Below are 21106 nucleotides of genomic sequence, written 5' to 3'. Positions count from 1 at the left end.
GATTTAATCTGACAATTGTTAAATTGTGTTATAAATAGCGACTATTATTATGAACTTACATCAAAAATAATTAAACCTAAAACTAGGTTTTATTAGATCATAGCCAAAACGTTGGGTAGTATCTCATCAGCGTGTAAAAAGCATGGGTTAAGTAAAGATAGCATTACGCTTTAAATCCTTGTATGACAACAGGCGGGTCAAGAGGCGTTACATGAGATTAAGCCGCAGGAAGCCGACATGGCTAATAGAGTAGATCCTAGTATAGAAAAAAAGCAGTATTAGATATGGCGAAGATTATCCAGCCTCGATGGTTCAAACTTGGGATCAATGAGTTAAAATCAGCCAAGGTATACTGGTCTCTCCAGCGGTGTCAGGTCTATTCTTGGTTACGTAATGATTTAAATAATATAAAAAAAACCGTCTTTAAAGCATTAGAAGCCAAAATGGCTCAAGATGGTCTTGTTTTAACTGAATCCCAGCTAGCCGCATTAGAAAAACGTAAGAATGACAAGAAGCATTTGGAGAATAGATACAAGAACACCCTGGTTATTTAGGCTGTCAAGATACTTATTATGTTGGTAACTTTAAAGGGATTAGTAGGTAACCCAGTATTTATAGATAGCTATTCTCGAGTAGCTAATGCCAAAAACTCTTATTACTGATTAAAACAGCTTTGACAGCTGCTGGATATGTAATGATAGAGTACTGCCTTGGTATCAAGAACAAAGCATACCCCCTCTTGCGCATTCTAACAGATAGAGGCACTGAGTATAAAGGCAAAATAAAGCATCATGCCTTTGAGTTGTTTTTAAGCATAGAAGGCATAGAACATACTGTTATTAAAGCTATTCACACAAACCACGGCGTTCTGGAACGGTTTAACAAAACAATGAACAGGAATTCTTTTGATACCAGCTATGCGTAAAAAAATCTATAACAGACCTGGATTGATTTGCAAGAGGATTTAGATAAACTGGTTACACTACTATAATCATGAGCGAAAACCCCATCTGGAAAGTAACTGTTACGGAAAAAACACCTATACAAAACTTGGCAAGATGGCAAAAAAACTAGTCTTTTTTGAAAAAAAATAATCAAATCTCGTATCTTAAAAGAATACCTGTGACAAACAACTTAACTGACATGAATACATTTCTAGAATTTTTACTTCTGTCAGATTAAATCTCAACTACTACATCTAAGGATACCTTTTTTACTTCTGAGTATAGTCAACCGCCTTCTTCAAATAACTTTTACTCAACTAATTTTGCTTCTGATCCGTCTCCTCCCTCATACGCAAGCCATGGCTTTGATAATGCCCAAAGCTTTGTGACTTCATCTAATGCTAGTATAGATTTTAAATCTATAAATGATTTCAAAGATGCATTAAAGCATCCAACATGTAAGTATCAATATCTCACACTTTGTTTAGCAGAACTTAGGTGTCTAAAACCAAAAAAAATATTTTTGTTGAAAATAAATGGAAAAAAATTAGATTTTCTTGAAGAAAAGCTAAAAAAATCAGAACATAAAAAAGCCATTTTAGAGCAAACAAAGCATGCAATATCTTTAGATCAAACCTTTCTTGGTGATACAGAAAGCCTAATTAAAATTATTTCTATAAGCATTACAATACGAGAATATGAAATAAAATATTTGAAAAAAGTCATTCAAAAAAAGAAAGAAAAGAAAGAATTCGATCATACAAATAACCCAAATTTATCTCAAGGTTCATGTACTAATAGTAGTAAGCTATATCCCGATTTACCCTCAGATCCCAATCTTCTATTTGTGCCAGCGGGCTAAAAGGTATAGATTGCTTCTTGGAATAGCGGTAAAGCGGCATCTTTTGCTGAAATAATTTGGGGGTTCCCATAATCTTCCCAAGGAATATTTAATGTAGGATCTTTAAAATGAATGCCTTTTTCTGCATTGGGGCAATAATAGGCATCGCACTTATAAGCTACTACAGCCTTATTACTTAACGCCATAAAGCCATGCGCAAAACCTACCGGTACAAAAAGCTGATGATTGTTTTCTGAAGAAAGTAAAAAACCTTGCCATTTGCCAAAAGTATCCATTTCTTTACGCAAGTCTACTACTACATCCCATATAATACCCTCTACCACCCGAACCAATTTGGCTTGTCCATAAGGCGCCAATTGATAATGGAGACCACGAACGGTTCCTTTTTTAGATAAAGATTGATTTTCTTGTATAAAAGAAGCCTCTAACCCTATTGCTTTGCATTTTTCTTGATGGTAAGATTCAAAAAAATAGCCCCTTTCATCGTAAAGTAGATCAGGTTTAAATAGTAAAAGACCTGAAAGATATGCTGCTTCTAATTGCATCATCTATCCATAGATATAAGTAAACTATACATATACATTTATTTGATTTTATAGCTATTTTTTACATAGAAAAAACAAATACAAAAAATTTATATAAAGATATTAGAATCCATTACTTTACAAAGTGGTAACCTAATATAAATCCTAAGCCATTGATGCCTATTACCAACCCAGACCTTCCTCTAAATTCAATGCCAAAATTCCAGACTAAATCCCAATTAAACTGCTGATTACTAATTGGTTGGGGGGCTGCGCTATTGGGATTAATTTTAAAAATAGAAGAATGTAGTTTTGATAACCCTTTCTGAGCTATCTCACGTATAAAATCGAAGGTAAGATAACCTTCGTTAGCTAAATCTCTATATTCTATTAAACTGTCATACAATATATCCTTTATTATAAAAGTATCAACATGAACAGGACAATATTGTCTTTTCTTTATAACAGGAAGCATACATATCAAACGAGGTCCTCCATAGCATATCCATCTGCGACTTTTTTCTGGATACAATCGCAGAAACAGAGGTATACTTATTGCGTGAAATTGTATATTATCGAAAGCAAGGTGGACTGTATAGCCTTGATACGGGTTCGATAAAGCCTTAGATAAGACTTCGATACAACCCCGGGAAAAAGTGAATATATCTGGATTTGACTGCTTTTTATGATCCAGTGAAAAATCTACTGTATAAAAAGAATTGTGGCTATAGAACAATCCTGTTTGAAGAGCTATTCCATTTAGGGGATGCCATTCTACAACAGGACCAATGGCTATTTCACGCCCAATTGTCCAATGTTTTTGAATAACTCTTTTAGTACACTTGGCCCAAGCTACTATACCAATGCGTAAAATAGATGACTGGTTTTTGTCGAAAAAATTATTTTTCTGGACTAGATGCGTTGCAGCAAAAGTTAGATGGTGGCTTACCACCCCTATCCACCACGCAATAAACCACCCACAGGCTTGTACTTTTTTTGCCTTGCTCATTTGATATATATGCTTTCTATCCCTACTGAAACTTATCTATATCTACTGAATCGTCGCTAGATTAAAGCTAGCCTGTTTATTCAAGCAAGAGCAAAATCAAAAATTTGTCTTAAGAGGCTTGGTAAATAAAACCAGAAAATTTTTACTAAAAAAATAGGTTAAAGGAGCCTGCTATTGTTTACTTGATGCAATCCTAATAAGGGCATAAGAAACATATAAATATTTTTTGAGACGATTTATCAACTACTTGAGTGATTTTATGAGTTAGATCGTATTGATCATATAGCCGATTGAGTCTCTTTTTAAAAAGGGACTCAATCGGCTATATCTATTTTTTATTTATCTAAAAGTGATACTATCTCCCTAGTGGGATAATAACTTGGTGCCATCAAAACCCAACATAACTCCCAAGCCATTCATTCCTATTATAAATCCAGACTTTGTATTGTAGGCAAATCCGCAATCCCAAGTCCAATGGATGCCAATTTTAAGGTCATTAGCTGATTCGAAATTTACCCCTGAATGAAGTTCCATCATTTCCTTGGTTATATCATTACCAATACTAATATAACGATGCTCAACTTGTTTTGCTTTAGATAAAGGGATCATGATACGAGGTCCTATATGTAATACAAATTGTCGGTCACTTCCTGGATAAAACCGAATAGATAATGGAATGCTAATCGCATGGAATTTAATACTATCGCAATCTACCTGTTTAGACTCGACGTCACCTTCGATTGGACTAGAAGAACCAGACCATCCGTTGATTGATTTTGTTTTTATCAAGTTTACACCTGCTGTAACCAACGAGTTGTAGCTATACATTAGCCCGGTTTGAACGCCTATTCCATGCAACGGCTTCCACTCTACAAAGGGACCTATTACAGTTTCAAAACCATTAGAAAAACGATTTTTAATCTCTTTTAGAGGAAGTTTTTCCCATAATTTTACACCAATATGCCAATGCGTTCCTTCATTTATATCCCGAAAAGCACCTTTGTGCTCTTGATCAGTCTGAGGAGTGGCAGCAAAAGCAGGGGGATAAGCGACCAAATATGCGGATAAGGCCACTAGTTTTGTAATCTTTTGTATTGTGTTTTTCATTGTATCGTTATGTAAATTTTAAAACTACTCCAATTTATATCTTAAAAAGAGGCAAATAACATTCTTTTAATAGCTTCCAAAAATATTTTAAATAAAATCAGTTTATGCCAAAACTATCGCTGCATTATGGCTCTCTATATTTACATCTAAACCGTAGCAATATACTATATTTCATTGAAAATAAAAACTATGGATCGCAGACATCTACTTCTGTAATCTTATGTTTAGAGAGCAATATTCCTTTTGCTTTTGGGCTTTTAACGGCAACTTTTTCCAAATCGTACAGGATCGAACGCTTTTCATGACCAGTAGCGTCTACACAATAATGCAATTGCAATTTAGGGGCTGCCGCAGAAGTAACTTGTTTTAAAATACAAATATTTAATTCTGAAACAAATATATTATATTTTTTATCTAAAACCCACTTATCTATTACAAACCGTTTCACAAAATAATTTTTCTGTATCGTATTATAATAGACCACTGATAGTAAATGACCATCTCTTAATGGCTCTATAAGGAGCACTTGATCAGGAGCTAGTTGAAAGGGAAGTGGATAAGTAGCAACCATATAATCACCTGATTTAAATACCAAAAGTATTTTATCCGTTGGTCCCAACATACCTAGTAATTTTCCGCTTCCATTAGGCGCTATTCGACCTGTAGCGCTATCGTACCAAAGTGCTATTTTGGCTAATGTAGAGCGGATTTGTCCTTTGCGTTGCACTTTATAAATGCTATGTTTGGTCAACATATTCCCTTTTGCCGTACGTCCCTTTATCGCTAAATCGGAAAAATTAAATTCAAATTTTTTTTTAGCTGTTCTACTTATGGGTGAAAGGATAATGGTAACGGTTTCTACCGCTCCATTGGGATGATCATTTAAATAGACTATTCTAGAACCGGCTGTGCCTAAAGTTAGATCATAGATTTTGTCACGTGTAATGCCCAATACTTGAAACCGTTTGGCAAAGGCAATACCTGTTGCACCATCTACATAAATTAAATTGTAACAACGTTTTGTGTCTTTTTTTTCATAAATGGATATATGTATAATATCTTTGCCTATAAATAGCTTATTTGTTACCTTAGTGATGACATATTGACCATTTTTACATATTACAATGATATCATCTATATCAGAACAAGCTTCCACAAATTCTTCTCCTTTGAGCGCATAACCTATAAAACCTTCTTTGCGATTTACATACAGTTTGTAATCCTTTACTACTACTTCATGGGGTTCAATAGGGTCAAAGCTGGTTAAAATAGTTTTTCGTGCTCGCCCTTTTCCATATTTTTGAAGCAAGTGGCTATACCAGCCTATGGTATAATCTTTTAAGTTTTGTAAGTGCGCTATAGTAGTAGCCAATTGACTTTGAAGCTGGGTTAAGCTTTCCTGCGCACGAAAGCCATCATATTGTGAGATGCGTTTGATCTTAATATCTGTTAAACGGACCAAATCTTTTTCTATAATGGGTCGATGCAAATCATAGGGTTTAAGCTGGTCTGTTATAGTGGTGCGTATTTCCTCCCAGGTTGCACATTTCTCTATCTTCCTATAGATACGGTTTTCGATAAATATTTTCTCTAAACTGGCAAAAAACAATTTTTCCCTTAATGATTGCTCCTCTAAAAGTAATTCTTGTTCCAACAAATGCGTTGTACGGGCTACAGTATAGGCCAACAGATCAGAAACCGTTATAAAAACAGGTTTTTCGTCTTGAATGACACAAGCATTAGGCGCATAACTTACCTCACAATCTGTAAAAAGATAGAGTGCATTGATAACGGTTGCTACCTGTTGACCAGGCAGCAAATGAATTAGAATTTCAATATGGTCTGCAGTGTTGTCAACCACATTTTTAATTTTTATTTTACCTTTTTCATGTGCTTTTAGAATGGAATCAATTACACTAGTCGTAGTAGTACCGTAAGCGATTTGGCTGATGGCCAATGTGTGCTGATCCCGGACTACAACAGTGGCACGTATGCGAACTTTTCCTCCTTTTTTACCTCCATTGTAATGGGTACAATCTACCAAACCACCTGTTGGAAAATCTGGCAATAAGCAAATGGGTTTACCTTGCAGCAGATCTATAGAAGCCTCTATCAGCTCTATAAAATTATGGGGTAAAATTTTAGTAGCCAATCCTACCGCAATCCCCTCTACACCTTGAGCAAGCAATAAAGGAAATTTAACCGGTAAAGTACGGGGCTCTTTTTTTCTGCCATCGTAAGCGAGTTGCCAGATTGTAATCTGTGGACTATACAAAATATCCTTTCCGAATGGCGCAAGACGGGCTTCTATATAGCGAGCAGCTGCAGCACTGTCCCCTGTTCGAGGGTCTCCCCAATTCCCTTGTGTATCTATCAATAATTCTTTTTGACCTATTGCTACAATGGCTTCTGTAATAGAAGCATCACCATGGGGATGGTATTGCATGGTTTGTCCTACAATATTGGCTACTTTATTGTAACGACCATCATCAATAAGCTGCATGGCGTGGAGAATCCTACGCTGTACAGGTTTAAGGCCATCTTCTATGGCGGGCACCGCACGTTCCAAAATCACATAAGAAGCATAATCTAAAAACCATTCCTCATACATTTGCTCCATAGACCCTGTGGGGGGTACTATTGCTTTATGCGCTGTACCATTAGAGCCGTTTGATACATCATATATTTGGTTCATAATGCTCAAAAAGAAATATAATTACCCAATGGATTGGCTTTTAACTCTTTGCGCGGCTTCTATTAAAAGTTCTATGGCTTTTTCTCTCCCTTCGAATCCCTTAACCTTAACCCATTTTCCCGCATCTAAGTCCTTATAATGGCTGAAAAAATGTATAATACGATCTTTTAAGAGGGTGTTTAACTGTCCAATATGGTCAACATGCGCAAATTCAGGAGCTATTTTTTTGATGGGTAATGCAATAATTTTTTCATCTAACCCAGATTCATCTTCCATCAATAATACGCCAATAGGTCTTGCTTTAATGACTGCTCCGCATATAATCGGATGGTTAGCTGCTACGAGCACATCAATAGGATCGTCATCTCCCGAAGCGGTATGCGGTACAAAGCCATAGTTACAAGGATAATACATTGGCGTTGCGATAAATCTATCTACAAATAAAGCACCCGAAGGCTTATCCATTTCATACTTTACAGGATCATGATGCATTGGAATTTCAATGATGACATGGAAATCATTTGGGAAATCCTCTCCTAATGATATCTTTTCTATATTCATTCTCTTTCAGATTAAAATTAAAATAAATAGTTCGTAACCTCATATTAGTTGTCTTTTTGCCAGTAGCAAAAGCATGCACTGGTAAATTTTGCCAATTCTTTCAGGCTTTTATTTTGTTATCATAAAAATATTACATCAAGTCAATATTTAATTTATAAAAGTTAAATTTTGTATAAAAAAGCTAAAAATCAATAGATAGTATGTTTAACTAATTAACTAACATCAAAAATAAAACTAAATCAATTTATAAAGTACGGTAAAAATTATGGTTCTGTCGCGTTTGTTTTAAGGAGTAAGTTATTTTAGTATTTTTATTTAACAATTGACTAAAATGTTTACTATTACGCCGAGATTATTGCGATATTTTAAAGGATTTTGTTCTTCACCAGAGTTAATACTTCTATTTTTCTATATGAAATGTCGTTTTTCTTTAAGCTATAGAGATCTGAAGAGATAATGCATATGAGAGGCGGAAAAATCGATCACGCTACCTTACAAATATGGGTTGTGAAGTTTATTCCACTTGTAGATCAAGAAGTAAGAAAAATAAAACGACCAGTTGGTAGTAGCTGAAAAATGGATGAAACGTATGTTAAGCTAAACGGGAAGTGGATTTATTTATACAGAGCAGTAGATCGTTATGGAGATATAGTTGATTTTTTTCTAAGTGAACGTAGAGACAAGTCCGAAGCTCTTTCTTTTTTTCGTAAGGCTATCAGATATAATAACACTCCATCCAAAGTGGTAGTTGACAAAAGAGGTAGTAATAAAGCTGCACTTGATGCTTTAAATATAGAATTGGATAAAGGTCACAAGATTCAAATATTTCAAAACAAATACTTGAACAATAGAGTGGAACAAGATCATAGATTCATTAAAAAACGGATCAAACCTATGTTAGGATTTAAGAGTTTTCATTCTGCTAACATTACCATTACAGGAATAGAAAATATTAGAATCATTCAAAAAGGACAATTAATCGCATCTAAAAAACAAGCATCTACTTTTGAGAACTTTGCTAAACTTATGGCCGCATAATATCCAAATTTAAAGACAAGGGATAGATCCAACAAAAATTAAACATAGATGCGACAGAGCCAACATTTTTTGAATCTATATTGATTTGTAATCGTTTAAGGCCATTTGTTTTTAAAAAACCTTTTGTTTACCTTTCATCCATAAGCAGTGCAAACAATCAGCTAATTTAGGTTGTATATAGTAATCCGCTAAATAGATAAATATATTAAACATGAACTTGTCTATCGTAGCCGCTAGTGGTAGTCTTTTCAATGGAGAAGTGAATAGTGTAAAATTGCCAAGTACGCTTGGTTCGTTTCAGGTATACTGTAATCATGCCCCTATATTAAGTAGTTTAACAGCAGGGCAAATTACTTATACAGTCGGACCTACCACATCATCGATTTCAGTAAAAAGTGGCTTTACTTCAATAGCTGATAACCAAATTATCGTAGTTTGTGAGCCAGTAAAGTAAAAAAATGGACGACTTAGTCGAATATAGCTAACAAATAGTCTATATAAGTATATATCTAGTAGCTTTTGTGTTTCTTTAAACTAATAGAAAGTTTTCAACTTTTTGACTCTTTAAATATTAAAAGATGCCCAACTACTATTGCTTTAGCTGACTATAAAGTATACTATACTACAACTTTTAAGTAAAGTAGCCTAAAATAATTTTTTTGGTTTTGAGTAAAAAATTAATCTAAAAATGTAATATATTAAACAATATACTCCTTTTCGTTTATCTGAATGGATAGATGACTAATGAATAATTAGACCAGCAAAGCCAGTTTGGCCCATTTTTATAATCATTACGGCCAATATACAATAAGCATCATTAATAACTAAAGGGACTAAAATGCTACACCATTGCACTAGTATTATATTATCTGAGGCCAATCAATACATTCAATCTAAAACGAATGTAAAAGAACCAGCTATATCTTTGGCAATTTTAGCAAATTCTCAAGTAGAAAGCAAATCCTTAAAGGGTATTACAATGAGATTGGTGGATATTACGTCTGTAGAATTGTGTAGCAATCCTACTCAATATGTCCCACAAGGAGATGGTTTTATATTACGAAAAACACCAGAAGCATTCAACCTTTATTTTTTATTTTCTATTGATTATAAAGCATCTGAAGCACTAAAAAATTTAGAATTACTCGCTTATATAGCTGCATTTTTTCAAAATAAGTCCCATTTTGACAGCTGTAATACGCCCATTTTACAAGAAATAGGGGTAGAAAGTTTTTCCGTTGAGTTGGTTAAAATGACTGCATCAGAAAAGGGCATGCTTTGGGAAAGTTTGCATGCGCCGTATAGCCCTTCTTTACTATATAAAGTGGGCCTTATATTTATAGGAGATACTACTATGGGTTTAAAAGTCGTATCGACATTTTCATCACGTGAAACATAATAGTTATGGCCTTTGCAACAAAATTATTTCGAATCGCTATTTTAAATAATTATTATAAATCTAATAATGTCCAAAATGATTTTGATATTGAACCAACTTTTTCTACTGCTTCTTGGATGGTACAACGTAGGGTTCGTATGTTAGGTCACTCGGATGGCATAGAGCTTATATGGCTTTCACAGGATTATGACCATCCGTTGGAATTGTTTAAAAAAAAGGCAGAGGGTATCATTCTTTCTTTTATGATGATCTTAAAAAATAACCAAGCATTGAATCTTTCAGAATTAGACGCAGGTTATCCAACAGGGGAAGTCTATTATTTATCTAATCGGTATGGTAATAGTGATTTGCTACATAACAAACCCTTTATAAGTAGATCAGACTTGGTAAAGATTCAGGAAGTGGAACATTATCCTACACAATCGGGTTGCAATGTTTTTGCGATGATTGATATAGATCTTACCCATTGGGTCGATTTGTTATCCAAACAAAAAGAGCCTCTCTTTACAAAACCAATTCTCTATAAAATTAAAATTCAAAATCGAGCCACTTTTTGGCGATACTATTTGGTAGATACTAAAAAGCGACTGAGTGGATTGCTAACTATTCTATGTAAAGAAGATGGCTCTTACTTTAGTGCTGTAAAGGCTTCCACTAAATTGCCTAATACCTATTATGCAGAATCTAAGATGCCCATGGAGCTTTGTGATCAATACGATCGTTCTTTTTCACTTTGTGAGCTTGATAAAAGCACTAAGCAAAATAAAACAATAGTATTGGAAAAACTGCCTTATCCTACCTATGATTCGCTCAAGAAAGATAAGGTCAATAAAAAAAAACTCTATAGTGATATAGTTGTATATGTTTAATTTAACTTTTATATAATTAATTAAAAATCAAATAAATAAAATGGCTGAAAATTTAAAAACTCCCGGCGTGTACATCGTCGAGAAGGATACGGGTGCCAACGCCGTGGTTCAAGTATCAACTGCAGTTCCTGCTTTTATAGGTTTTACTGAAAGAGCTGAAATCAACGGAAAATCTTTTCATATGAAACCAGTTCAGATCTCTTCACTTTCTGAACATGAGTTGTTTTTTGGAGGGCCAGCCGTTCCTGTTTATACCATTAAGGAGGTTACTAATGGAGATAAGGATTTAATAATGAATGGAAAACCTTATGCAATGGAACAGAGCCAAAACTCTACATTCTATCTCTATAATAGTTTAAAACTATTTTTTGACAATGGTGGAGCAGACTGCTTCATTGTATCTGTCGGTCAATATGGCGATCCAAATGTCCAGCCAGCGATTACACCGGATCTATTTAAACAAGGTATAGACACATTAGCTGGAGAGGAGGTGCCAACTATGTTGTTAATGCCAGATTCACTTTTATTAGATGAAGAAGATGCCTCTTACTATGCGGTGCAGACCTATGCATTGGCCCATTGTGGAAAGTATCTGAATAAAGTGGCCTTATTTGATATATGGGGCGGTAACCATGAACTATCTATCGAAGACAAAAACAAATATGTAAATAGATTTCGTGAATACATTGGATTAGATAATTTAAGTTATGGAGCTGCTTATTATCCATGGGTTAGAACAAACATTATCCCTTTGAATAGTATTGATTACAAAAATTTTGATCTAGACTCGCTAAAAAATGTGTTGCAATCAGAGCATCAAACCATGCTTTCTAATTTAGTCAGTGCTACAACAGAGAAAGAAAAGATTTACTGGGATGCTGGACTAAAGAATAGCAGTAAAGAATACAAATTACTTCGTAAAACCATTGCAGATCGCTTAAATATTCTTCCAGCAGCTCCAGCTATGGCAGGCCTTTATACTAGAACAGATAAGGCAAGGGGTGTATGGATTGCGCCAGCGAATCAAAACTTAAATGCTGTGGTTGAACCAATGGTTAAGATTACCCATGAAGAACAAGAAGCCCTTAACGTAGATAGTATTAGTGGTAAATCCATCAATGCCATCCGTACTTTTAAGGGAGCAGGTGCCGCTGTAGTTTGGGGTGCAAGAACCTTGGCTGGAAACAGTCCAGAATGGAGATATATTAATGTTAGAAGGTTGTTTATACTGATTGAGCAATCTATTAAAAATGCTGCATTTTCTGTTGTTTTTAGGCCAAACGTACCCGTTACTTGGGCTGTTGTACAGGGTATGATTTCTAACTTTTTGACCAATCTTTGGAGGCAAGGTGCTTTAGTGGGTGGAAGTCCTGCAGAGGCATTTACAGTACTTTGTGGATTAGGTGAGACCATGTCGCAAGATGACGTTAATGAAGGCATCATGCGTATCTCGGTAAAAGTATCGGCTCCTAGACCAGCTGAGTTTATTGTGATTACCTTTGAGCAAAAAATGGGTGCAGACGGTTAGCCATGCCTATGTGTATAGAGGGGTAAACTAGTTTTTTACCCCCTGTATTAAGACGATTGCTTATAATTCTAAAAAATATTTAAAACTGAAATAACCATGGCTGAAAATTTGTTAATACCTGCTATAGTCCATTTTAATTTAGGTTCTTCAAAGGTTAGTATAACCGATTACCACATAGCAGTTGCTTTAGAAAATCGATCTCAATATGTAAGATCCATCAATGGACAAGGTAAGGCAGTTTATGCGATACATAAAGGGGCGGAAATCAATCAAACAGCTGATGTTAAAGTTTCTATCCTCAAAACACCAGATAAAAAGTTTGATGATGATATTAAAAAAATAGAAAAAAACTTAAATGCAACCAAAGAAAATAATCCTGACAAGTATGTAGAAAATATGCTCTTTAGCATTGCAACCAATGATGACAAACCATTTACGCATATGCAATTTCAGGGCTACGTGAGTGACATAAGCAGTGAAATAGATGCTGAAACAGGATTACAGGAAGTAACAGCAGAGCTTTCTATTTATGATCCAGTTAGTTTTGTTATTAAACAATAACTTTCTGGATCCATTATTGAATTTTACAGATATTAAATAGGTTAACTAGAAAGAAATAGAAAGATATTATGCAAAGAGTAACTATTGATTATAAACACTTTAATCAAGCAGGTTTTGATAGTAAAACTTGTAGTGTTTCTGCGGTTGGTATGCCTAATCAAAGAACATCTACCAAAGCTACCGTATATGATACGGCAACCCGTGCACCTCTTTTTCAAAATCAACATAGTGCGCAAGAAGTGGTAACCTTTACCGTAGAGTTTTTACCCTTTATAACCGGTAAACAGTTATTAACCAAAGCATATGGTTTGGTACAAGAGGTGCTTGCAGATAAGTATAATGCAGAGCCATTTACACTTTGTGTACATAAAAAAGATGGTTCAATAGATACAAAAACAACTGTAAATGATGTTATTGTACAAAAAGCAGAGTTGTTTTTAAATAGAAAAAATGAAGCGACAGGTGAGATGGGCTATATCCGTATACGTTTTACTTTACAAGGCTTGCAGCCAGATAAGAAGTAATTGTATTATGTTTGAATATGAATTCTAATCTTTATGGCGGATTTTAATTTAGTCCACTCACATTCTTTTCAAGTAGAAATATTGGGTGTAACAGATGGTAGTTCCCCAGAGTATTTCTATAAAGTGGAAGGATTAAATAATTTTTTAAATATGGAGGGCTATTTACCTGGGGGGGCTAATAGGCCTTATTATAGATCCAGTGCATGTGAAACCACCGACTTGATCTTGACTAGACCTTTGGTAGAAGGCAAAACTAAAATGACGGTTTGGTGCGAAGATGCCATTGACAAAGGTCTTTTTAAGCTTACACAGGCCCATATTTTAGTCCTGAATAAAGAAGCGAAGATTCTGGCACAGTGGAAACTAGAAGATGTCTATCCAAAAGGAATTGCCATTACGCCATTCCAGTTAAATGCTCAGACAGATCCCGGAATAGGAGAAACCATTACGATTGGCTATTCTAGGCTTGTACGAACAAGGTAATATCTATAATGTCTCGCTGTTTGTGTAAAATTAATTTTATTGATTATGCCTGTTAAAATTAATGAATTAGTGATCCAGGTTAAAGTTTATGAAACCAATAAACAAGTAGACCATACTAAAAATAGGTCAGATAGTTTTTTATTCCATACTACAGAACAGCAAAAACTGGCATTGGCAAGAGACTTTTTGAACCTATTGGAGGATCGATCCACAAGGTAAATGATACATCTACTGTTATGAGTAATGTTAGCAAACTAGTTATTAAAGCATGTAATGATAATAAATTTTCTTCTTTTACAGGTGAATTTGTTACATCTATTAATCCAGAAAACTTAACAATTAAAAGTGCTGTATCATACCATGTACCTGAGGGCATGCCTGGTGCTAATTTGCTCAAATATTGTGGATCTCCTCCAAGATTGCTCTCTTTTAGTCTTTTGTTTGATAATACAGGCATTATACCTGGTAGCAATGCAATTGCAGTTATGGAACAAGTAAAGCAGCTACAAGATGTTACCTATAATCCCCATAAAAAGCATAATGCCCCTAATTATATTCGCATAATCTGGGGTCATATTGATTTTAAAGGCAGGTTGGTAGATCTAGATATAGTCTATTCTATGTTTCAAGTAGATGGTACGTTGGTGAGAGCGGAGGCACGTATAGCTGTATTAGAAGAGCTTGTTCCTTTAGGTAAAGGGAAATCTGCTGCTGGTGTAGATACCAACTATACAAAGCCATCTGGTACCCATGCAACGCTACATCAAACGAAGCCTGGCCAGTCTTTATCTAGTGATACAGCTTTTGCACCGACGCCCAATGGTATGAATGGTGCCTACAGTGGTGCGCCAGATGGTGCCTACAGTGGAGGTCCTGATGATATCTATCATGGCGCTAATAGTTCTGGCCATCAGATGCATGGTGCCAACATGGGGCATGATGGAAAGCCTACTGCTAACCTGGACAAAGATAACTCTGGCCATTATGGTGCTAGTACAGAGATGGATCGTTCTACCGGTTCTACACATTCTGCCAGTTATAGTACTGGATCAAACGTTGACCATACTGGCAATGGCTTTAAAGGAGGCGTTGCAGGTAATGGGCCTGGTGGTAGTGGAGGGGGGATTGGTGGAGGAGGACATAGACTAGCTAGTGATTCAGGTTCATCAGGAGGAGATGCTGTTTCTACAGGAATAGACAGATCCTCGAATCGATCTACTCCAAGTAGTAAAAGCCATCTGTTAGGTGGTGGTCTCGGTAGATCTTCTAAACAGAATGTTGCTTCTGGACCAAGTAGTCGTACGGCTAAAGGTAAAAGACGCTTTCCAAAAACAGGGAAAGCGCTAGCTAGTGGTGCCGCAGCAGCTGGTAGTGCTGCAGCTGCAGTTGCCGCAAATGCACCAGATAGCTTACGTAAGCTAAGTAGCCTAAAAGCAAACGTTAGTGTTATGAGAAACAAAATAAGCTTCTTGCGAAGACTCAAAAATTTTGCTAAAAAAGTAGCACCTAGAGCATATGACGCTGGAAAAAAAATAGTAAAATCAAGTGGTTTTTAAAAAAATGTATTCATGCAATTAATTTACGTACCATCTTAAAGATAAATGTTTTAATCACAACTTTTTACAAAGGCTGTTTTGAATCCCTCTTTTGTTTTGTCATACTTTTTTGAGAAGTGCATCGACATTCAAGTATATTTCAATGTGTTTTTTTATATTTATTGTGGTGTCATCTTTTAAATAATCCATTCAAATATTTAAATATAAAAAATCCAAAAGTGGTTTTTAAATTATGGGTAATCTATCTGACCCCAATGGCTGTTATCATATTTAATCAACTCATTATATGCGTTATATAAAATCTGTTGCTTTAGGGGTGTTTTTAAATATTTTTACCCATTTTATTTGTTATGGTAAGGCCAAATTTAAACCCAGTGTAATTGAAAATGCCAAGCGGTCTGTAGTTTCTGTGGATACGTGCGCAGCGCTTACGGCTTATACGCTTCCTGGGGAGGCGTATGGCAACGGGGTTGTAATAGATAAGGAAGCAGGGTATATTTTAACTTCTGGCTTTACGGTTGGGCCTGTTATAGTGGCAAACTATACGATTGGTTTTTTCAATGGTATAGAGGCGCCAGCAAAATTGATCTATTATGATACTTGGGCAGATTTTGCCCTTTTACAAATAGATCCATCGCTCTTTCCTAAAGAAGTACAGGCGGTAAAGTTAAGTAGTAAAAATCCATTGCTAGGCCAGTCTGTTTTTACGATTGCTAAGGAAAAAAATAAGCAGGCTATAGATTATCCTGGAAACATAGATGATACCAATTTTAGTGCAGTATGGACTATGCCCCAGCATTTTATTCGCGTCAGTATCCCTAGCAAGAGTGGTGCAAGTGGTTCTTTGATTTTCAATAAAGATGGAGAGGGGATCGCCTTAAATTGTGCTGGTTCAGAGACCACGGATATTGGCCTACATCTAAACTATGTGCACCATGCATTATCTGCCTTAAAAGCAAAAAAATTACCTATTAGAAAGCATATTGGTGCCTTATTAACTACTTATTCACTAGACGATGCAGTCCGTTATGATCATCTCTCGGCAGCGTCACAAAAGACTTATTGTACAAAATTTCCAAATGCAAAAAATAAAATTTTACAAGTACAAAGTATACTAAAAGGTACACCAGCCGATCATATACTTTTGCCAGGAGATTTAATTTGGGCGCTTAATGGTCAATTGGTGGGACCCAATTTAGTAGATTTTGATTGGGCTCTAAATAAGTCATCAAAGGACCAGCTGTTGTTAACCATTTTTCGCAATGGCTCCTTTCATGAGGTAGCTATACCTTACTATGATTTGAATAGCCATCGCGTTACTAAAATGGTCCAGTTTGGCGGTGTTACTTTCTTTGAAACAGATGATATGTCTAGTACACTGGCTGGCCTGCAACCTAAAACTTTGGTTGCCTGTATTGCAGAACCCAATACCATTTTCAAAGTGCCTGCTTTCCCTAATGATCGTTTCAAAATTTTAGCTATGCGATTGTTAGCTATAAATGGTCAGCCTATTCAAAGGTTGGATCGATTAATTGAATTGATTCCGGAATTGGTGCATCAAAAATATTTTGCAGTTGAATACATCAATTATATCCCACTAAGGCATGGAATATGGAACGAATATGTGCATGATCGCTATAAAACCAATGTGGAATATGACCCAAACTTAGCAGCACCTAAAGTTTGGGCATGGGATCCCATTCACTTCGAGTGGAAGGGTCAAGAAATTGTTTTGTAATAGACTACTTGCTTATATAAATGTCATAAGCTAGAACAGACTTATGAGCAGTCTCAAGGATACGAGGCGCCTATGCGATGGTATAGCTTTTTATGATTTTTGTTGATCTATTGATATTTTCAGCTTGTTCTAAGCGCTATTTACTAAAATGCCTATGCAAATAAATATTTTAAAGCCTAAATATTGGGCTATACTTTTTGCCCTTTTCCTACCTACACCCATTCTTTTAGCCAAAGAGTTATTTCCTGAAAAGGTAATTGAACAGGCTAAAAAATCAGTAGTAACCATTGATGTAAGTGCTTCTTTTGCAGCTTATGAAAAAGGGAACAAGTGGAGTGGAACAGGATGTGTGGTAGATAAGCAACATGGCTATTTGTTAACCAATAAACATGTAATAGGGGCTGCTGTAGTGGGTAATTACAAAGTAACCTTTTTTAATGGCATTCAGCAAGAGGCGCATCTAGTCTATTATGATCCATGGTTGGACTATGGATTTTTACAAGTTGCACCTACAGCTATTCCACAAGAAGTTACCGAAACTACCTTTAGCCGTCGTAATCCAGTTATAGATCAGCCTATTTTTATCGTTGGTAATAATGAAGGACATAGCTTTTCTTTACATACAGGCGTTGTAGCAGATTTGTATGAGGTGGAAGGTAAAATGCCCCAACAATCTGTTAAGCTTAGTTTAAATACCAGAGGTGGGTCAAGTGGTTCGCCTGTTTTTAACAAAAATGGGCAAGCCATAGCCCTTAATTATGCTGGAAATAAGACATTTGCGTGGGCCATCCATCCTCAGTATATTCGGTATGCCTTATCGGCCATTCGACAGGGTAGATGCCCTATTAGGAAGCAAGTCGGGGTCATTACCCAATCTAGACCTATTAAAGATTTGATCCAGTATGATGGGTTTCCCACATCATGCCAACAACAATACATCAAGACATTTCCTAATGGCGCGACCTCTGTGCTTGCAGTAGATTATGTGCTAACCGGTAGCCCTGCGGATGGGTTGCTCTTTCCTGGAGATGTGATTTGGGCGATTAATGGTCAGCAGATAGGGCCTAATTTGGTTGCTTTTGATATGGCTATGAATCGCGCTACTACAGATGATGTCTTGTTAACCATTTTTAGAATGGGTAAGTGGCATGATATTAAGATAGGACTTTATAATCTTGAGCGGCATAAAATCAAAAAAATGGTCTATTTTGGCGGGGCTATCTTTTTTGAAATGGATGATTATTGCGCTAAAATAAATGATATAACGGCTAAGAGCTTAACCTTTGTTAAAGCAGACGCAAATCATATTTTTAATGATGTTGCGTCTAATAGGATTAAAAATTATTTTAGGGTTAAAGTTTTATCTTTTAATGAAAAACCGCTTGCCAGTCTTGAAGCATTAGCAGCACTAATACCATCTTTAATAGCTAAAAAGTACTTTACCATAGCCTATAGGGACTTGTCTCCTTTTTATTCATTTGGTGTCCTACATTTAGGTGCTAGGGCATCAAGGGACTATGTGGCGTATAAAACGCATATTCCTCAGCCTAGATGGTTTATTTGGGATGAGGCGCATCATCAATGGACCAGTTCTCCTATAAGTGTAGACTAATTGCCCTTCCAGCTTGTTCTAAGCGCTTTTTACATCATATACAGAAGTGGTTGGAAGGGATAAGGTAGCCACTGCTATAGCCCTTTATTTGACCCCTATTAGCTGAATATACAAACTTATGGAATTAGATAAGATAGACAAACATATTTTAAATATTTTACAAATTGATTCAAAAATCACAAATGCTGCCCTTGCAGAAAAAATCAACCTATCTCCTGCTGCTACACTTGAGCGGGTAAAAAAGTTGGAGCAGTATGAAATTATTACCCATTACGCTGCACAAATTGACTATCCCAAATTAGGTTTTGGGCTACATTTAATGGTTGCTATTCGTGTTCAAAAGATCACAGTCGACCACATCAAATTATTTAAACTTACGATTAATAAAATACCATCCATTGTAACTTGCTATCAAGTAATAGGTGATTTTGATTTTATTTTAATGGTTTACGTTAGAGATCTATCTAGTTATCAAACAATGGTCATAGAAAAACTCCATATGTTGCCCATGGTGGACCATGTCAAAACTTTGTCAGTCAGCCAACTACTTAAAAATAAACCATTATATCTAGAATAGAAGGCTCATTACAAAGTAAAATTTTATTGCATATATTTTCCATATCACGCGACAAAGATTATACCATGTTTATTCAGGTATCCCATAAACCTTATTCATTATTCAGGTATAATGATATATCAAGTGATTTTTTATTACAAGATGATACTGGAAAAATTAAAGCTAAATCTTCCTCATTCTGTACTATATAATTACTTCCAGTTTTCTTGTTGAAGAGCCGGATATGGGAAATCTGTAAGTCTGGTTCCATGAGGAATTCAGGGAGTAATCCCTTAATCTACTCGATAGTCACTAAAACTATAGGAAACAAAACTTTTATTTTTTACCAGATTTTTTCGAGCCGCTATAATTTTGATTTTTTGTAACTACTTAGGTAACTTTACTTGACCATAGTACCTATCCTTCTAAATTTTTAGGAAAGGTAAACCAAAAACGGTTTGCTAAAGGGCAAAAATATATCAAATGATTACAATAAAGTATAACCATGGCTTCATCAGCTATAGATAAAGCATCATCTACAGTATCCGCTATTCGCACAGCAGATCTTTCTCATTTTTACAAGCAATGGTATAAAATGATGTGGCTGATTCGTAAATTTGAAGATAAGGCGGCCCAACTTTATGGGCAGCAAAAAATTCGAGGATTTTGCCACCTGTATACAGGACAAGAGGCCTGCATAGCGGGTGCGGTTACAGCACTACGCCAGGGAGATAAATACATTACGGCTTACCGTGACCATGCCCATCCTCTTGCATTGGGGAGCTGTCCAGACCATGTAATGGCGGAACTTTATGGTAAAACTACTGGTGTTTCTAAAGGATATGGCGGTTCCATGCATATCTTCGACAAATCCTGTCACTTTTTAGGCGGCCACGGTATTGTTGGCGGACAAGTGCCATTAGGAGTCGGTATTGCATTTGCTGAGCAATATAAAAAAACAGGTTATCTTTGTATAACTTATATGGGCGATGGTGCAGTACGTCAAGGTGCTATTCATGAAGCGTTTAACTTGGCCATGCTCTATCGTTTACCGATTATTTTTGTAATTGAAAACAACGGATATGCAATGGGCACTTCAGTAGAACGAACTTCTAATGTTACGGAACTCTATCGATTGGGTAGCAGCTATGGTATGGATGCAGCCCGCGTAGATGGATTATGTGTAGAAGCGGTACACTGTGCTGTAGAGGAAGCAGCTATAAAAGCTAGAAAAGGTATACCCAGCTTGCTGGAATTCGTAACCTATCGTTATAGAGGGCACTCTATGTCTGATCCTGCAGGTTATCGTAGCAAAAAAGAGGTAGAAACCTATAAAGAACAAGATCCTATTCTTAAGCTTAAGGCATTGATCTTAGAAAAGAAAGTGGGAAATGCAACCGCATTGGAAGCGATTGAGCGCAAGGTAAAAGATCAAATTGCACAAGCAATTGCTTTTGCTGAGACATCTCCTTTTCCAGATCCAGCAACTGCGTATCATTACGTTTACAAACAAATTGACTATCCATTTCTTCAGTATTAA

Annotated in this window: 19 protein-coding genes and 2 pseudogenes; 16 read left to right on the top strand and 5 right to left on the bottom strand. The window is 35.9% G+C overall.

Features of this window, described 5'->3' with window-relative positions:
• Nucleotides 1-30: 30 nt before the first annotated feature.
• Both ACRRVD_RS01880 and ACRRVD_RS01875 read left to right on the top strand, forming a co-directional pair.
• Nucleotides 31-1182, top strand: a pseudogene (locus tag ACRRVD_RS01880) (integrase core domain-containing protein).
• Between the two features lie 147 nt (nt 1183-1329).
• A complete protein-coding gene (locus ACRRVD_RS01875) occupies nt 1330-1806 on the top strand; it encodes a hypothetical protein (protein WP_432461474.1) in 477 nt (158 codons plus the stop codon).
• Here the strand turns inward: ACRRVD_RS01875 and rfbC are convergent.
• The 5 genes from rfbC to ppa all read right to left on the bottom strand — a co-directional run bounded on the left by rfbC (nt 1803) and on the right by ppa (nt 7702).
• The gene (gene rfbC, locus ACRRVD_RS01870; protein ID WP_432461473.1) at nt 1803-2354 is read right to left on the bottom strand and encodes a dTDP-4-dehydrorhamnose 3,5-epimerase; all 552 of its coding nucleotides are present in this window, start codon (nt 2352-2354) and stop codon (nt 1803-1805) included. The genes ACRRVD_RS01875 and rfbC overlap by 4 nt on opposite strands.
• 109 nt (nt 2355-2463) lie before the next feature.
• Nucleotides 2464-3339, bottom strand: coding sequence for a hypothetical protein (locus ACRRVD_RS01865; protein ID WP_432461472.1), 876 nt, complete (start codon nt 3337-3339; stop codon nt 2464-2466).
• 363 nt (nt 3340-3702) lie between these two features.
• Entirely contained in the window at nt 3703-4446 is a 744-nt protein-coding gene (locus ACRRVD_RS01860) for a porin family protein (protein WP_432461471.1), read from the bottom strand.
• A 187-nt stretch (nt 4447-4633) separates the two neighbouring features.
• Nucleotides 4634-7141, bottom strand: coding sequence for a DNA gyrase/topoisomerase IV subunit A (locus tag ACRRVD_RS01855; protein WP_432461470.1), 2508 nt, complete (start codon nt 7139-7141; stop codon nt 4634-4636).
• Between the two features lie 21 nt (nt 7142-7162).
• Nucleotides 7163-7702: an inorganic diphosphatase gene (ppa, locus tag ACRRVD_RS01850; protein ID WP_432461469.1), complete on the bottom strand. Its 540-nt coding sequence runs from the start codon at nt 7700-7702 to the stop codon at nt 7163-7165.
• Between the two features lie 331 nt (nt 7703-8033).
• On the opposite strand from ppa, the pseudogene ACRRVD_RS01845 reads away from it, so the two are divergent.
• From ACRRVD_RS01845 to pdhA, 14 genes and pseudogenes are all read left to right on the top strand, one after another.
• Nucleotides 8034-8740: pseudogene (locus ACRRVD_RS01845) on the top strand (IS6 family transposase).
• A 211-nt stretch (nt 8741-8951) separates the two neighbouring features.
• Nucleotides 8952-9194: a F0F1 ATP synthase subunit delta/epsilon gene (locus ACRRVD_RS01840; RefSeq protein WP_432461468.1), complete on the top strand. Its 243-nt coding sequence runs from the start codon at nt 8952-8954 to the stop codon at nt 9192-9194.
• A gap of 384 nt (nt 9195-9578) precedes the next feature.
• The gene (locus tag ACRRVD_RS01835; RefSeq protein WP_432461467.1) at nt 9579-10139 is read left to right on the top strand and encodes a Pvc16 family protein; all 561 of its coding nucleotides are present in this window, start codon (nt 9579-9581) and stop codon (nt 10137-10139) included.
• Nucleotides 10140-10144: 5 nt separating this feature from the next.
• Nucleotides 10145-11008 carry a hypothetical protein gene (locus ACRRVD_RS01830; protein ID WP_432461466.1) on the top strand — a complete coding sequence of 288 codons (864 nt, stop codon included), beginning with the start codon at nt 10145-10147 and terminating at the stop codon, nt 11006-11008.
• Between the two features lie 40 nt (nt 11009-11048).
• Complete coding sequence (locus tag ACRRVD_RS01825; RefSeq protein ID WP_432461465.1) at nt 11049-12536, top strand: phage tail sheath family protein; 1488 nt, start codon at nt 11049-11051, stop codon at nt 12534-12536.
• Nucleotides 12537-12632: 96 nt separating this feature from the next.
• Nucleotides 12633-13097: a hypothetical protein gene (locus ACRRVD_RS01820; protein ID WP_432461464.1), complete on the top strand. Its 465-nt coding sequence runs from the start codon at nt 12633-12635 to the stop codon at nt 13095-13097.
• A 68-nt stretch (nt 13098-13165) separates the two neighbouring features.
• Nucleotides 13166-13621: a hypothetical protein gene (locus tag ACRRVD_RS01815; protein ID WP_432461463.1), complete on the top strand. Its 456-nt coding sequence runs from the start codon at nt 13166-13168 to the stop codon at nt 13619-13621.
• A gap of 33 nt (nt 13622-13654) precedes the next feature.
• Nucleotides 13655-14104 carry a phage tail protein gene (locus ACRRVD_RS01810; protein WP_432461462.1) on the top strand — a complete coding sequence of 150 codons (450 nt, stop codon included), beginning with the start codon at nt 13655-13657 and terminating at the stop codon, nt 14102-14104.
• A 45-nt stretch (nt 14105-14149) separates the two neighbouring features.
• Nucleotides 14150-14323, top strand: a complete 174-nt coding sequence (locus ACRRVD_RS01805; RefSeq protein ID WP_432461461.1) for a hypothetical protein — start codon at nt 14150-14152, stop codon at nt 14321-14323.
• 17 nt (nt 14324-14340) lie between these two features.
• Nucleotides 14341-15660 carry a CIS tube protein gene (locus ACRRVD_RS01800; RefSeq protein WP_432461460.1) on the top strand — a complete coding sequence of 440 codons (1320 nt, stop codon included), beginning with the start codon at nt 14341-14343 and terminating at the stop codon, nt 15658-15660.
• A 286-nt stretch (nt 15661-15946) separates the two neighbouring features.
• Nucleotides 15947-17398 carry a trypsin-like peptidase domain-containing protein gene (locus ACRRVD_RS01795; protein WP_432461459.1) on the top strand — a complete coding sequence of 484 codons (1452 nt, stop codon included), beginning with the start codon at nt 15947-15949 and terminating at the stop codon, nt 17396-17398.
• 154 nt (nt 17399-17552) lie between these two features.
• Nucleotides 17553-19010, top strand: coding sequence for a trypsin-like peptidase domain-containing protein (locus tag ACRRVD_RS01790; protein WP_432461458.1), 1458 nt, complete (start codon nt 17553-17555; stop codon nt 19008-19010).
• Nucleotides 19011-19128: 118 nt separating this feature from the next.
• A complete protein-coding gene (locus tag ACRRVD_RS01785) occupies nt 19129-19587 on the top strand; it encodes an Lrp/AsnC family transcriptional regulator (RefSeq protein ID WP_432461457.1) in 459 nt (152 codons plus the stop codon).
• 484 nt (nt 19588-20071) lie between these two features.
• Nucleotides 20072-21106 (top strand): pyruvate dehydrogenase (acetyl-transferring) E1 component subunit alpha, encoded by a 1035-nt coding sequence (gene pdhA / locus ACRRVD_RS01780; RefSeq protein ID WP_432461456.1) that lies wholly within the window; start codon nt 20072-20074, stop codon nt 21104-21106.

This window comes from Candidatus Cardinium hertigii, assembly GCF_050864915.1.
GTDB classification, from domain to species: Bacteria; Bacteroidota; Bacteroidia; order Cytophagales; family Amoebophilaceae; genus Cardinium; species Cardinium hertigii_D.
This window is presented reverse-complemented; position numbering and strand designations above follow the sequence as displayed.

What these genes read in the sequence shown, in the direction of transcription:
- rfbC (WP_432461473.1), bottom strand. Translation starts at nt 2,354, where the DNA reads ATGATGCAATTAGAAGCAGCATATCTTTCAGGTCTTTTACTATTTAAA.
- ACRRVD_RS01865 (WP_432461472.1), bottom strand. Translation starts at nt 3,339, where the DNA reads ATGAGCAAGGCAAAAAAAGTACAAGCCTGTGGGTGGTTTATTGCGTGG.
- ACRRVD_RS01860 (WP_432461471.1), bottom strand. Translation starts at nt 4,446, where the DNA reads ATGAAAAACACAATACAAAAGATTACAAAACTAGTGGCCTTATCCGCA.
- ACRRVD_RS01855 (WP_432461470.1), bottom strand. Translation starts at nt 7,141, where the DNA reads ATGAACCAAATATATGATGTATCAAACGGCTCTAATGGTACAGCGCAT.
- ppa (WP_432461469.1), bottom strand. Translation starts at nt 7,702, where the DNA reads ATGAATATAGAAAAGATATCATTAGGAGAGGATTTCCCAAATGATTTC.
- ACRRVD_RS01840 (WP_432461468.1), top strand. Translation starts at nt 8,952, where the DNA reads ATGAACTTGTCTATCGTAGCCGCTAGTGGTAGTCTTTTCAATGGAGAA.
- ACRRVD_RS01835 (WP_432461467.1), top strand. Translation starts at nt 9,579, where the DNA reads ATGCTACACCATTGCACTAGTATTATATTATCTGAGGCCAATCAATAC.
- ACRRVD_RS01830 (WP_432461466.1), top strand. Translation starts at nt 10,145, where the DNA reads ATGGCCTTTGCAACAAAATTATTTCGAATCGCTATTTTAAATAATTAT.
- ACRRVD_RS01825 (WP_432461465.1), top strand. Translation starts at nt 11,049, where the DNA reads ATGGCTGAAAATTTAAAAACTCCCGGCGTGTACATCGTCGAGAAGGAT.
- ACRRVD_RS01820 (WP_432461464.1), top strand. Translation starts at nt 12,633, where the DNA reads ATGGCTGAAAATTTGTTAATACCTGCTATAGTCCATTTTAATTTAGGT.
- ACRRVD_RS01815 (WP_432461463.1), top strand. Translation starts at nt 13,166, where the DNA reads ATGCAAAGAGTAACTATTGATTATAAACACTTTAATCAAGCAGGTTTT.
- ACRRVD_RS01810 (WP_432461462.1), top strand. Translation starts at nt 13,655, where the DNA reads ATGGCGGATTTTAATTTAGTCCACTCACATTCTTTTCAAGTAGAAATA.
- ACRRVD_RS01805 (WP_432461461.1), top strand. Translation starts at nt 14,150, where the DNA reads ATGCCTGTTAAAATTAATGAATTAGTGATCCAGGTTAAAGTTTATGAA.
- ACRRVD_RS01800 (WP_432461460.1), top strand. Translation starts at nt 14,341, where the DNA reads ATGAGTAATGTTAGCAAACTAGTTATTAAAGCATGTAATGATAATAAA.
- ACRRVD_RS01795 (WP_432461459.1), top strand. Translation starts at nt 15,947, where the DNA reads ATGCGTTATATAAAATCTGTTGCTTTAGGGGTGTTTTTAAATATTTTT.
- ACRRVD_RS01790 (WP_432461458.1), top strand. Translation starts at nt 17,553, where the DNA reads ATGCAAATAAATATTTTAAAGCCTAAATATTGGGCTATACTTTTTGCC.
- ACRRVD_RS01785 (WP_432461457.1), top strand. Translation starts at nt 19,129, where the DNA reads ATGGAATTAGATAAGATAGACAAACATATTTTAAATATTTTACAAATT.
- pdhA (WP_432461456.1), top strand. Translation starts at nt 20,072, where the DNA reads ATGGCTTCATCAGCTATAGATAAAGCATCATCTACAGTATCCGCTATT.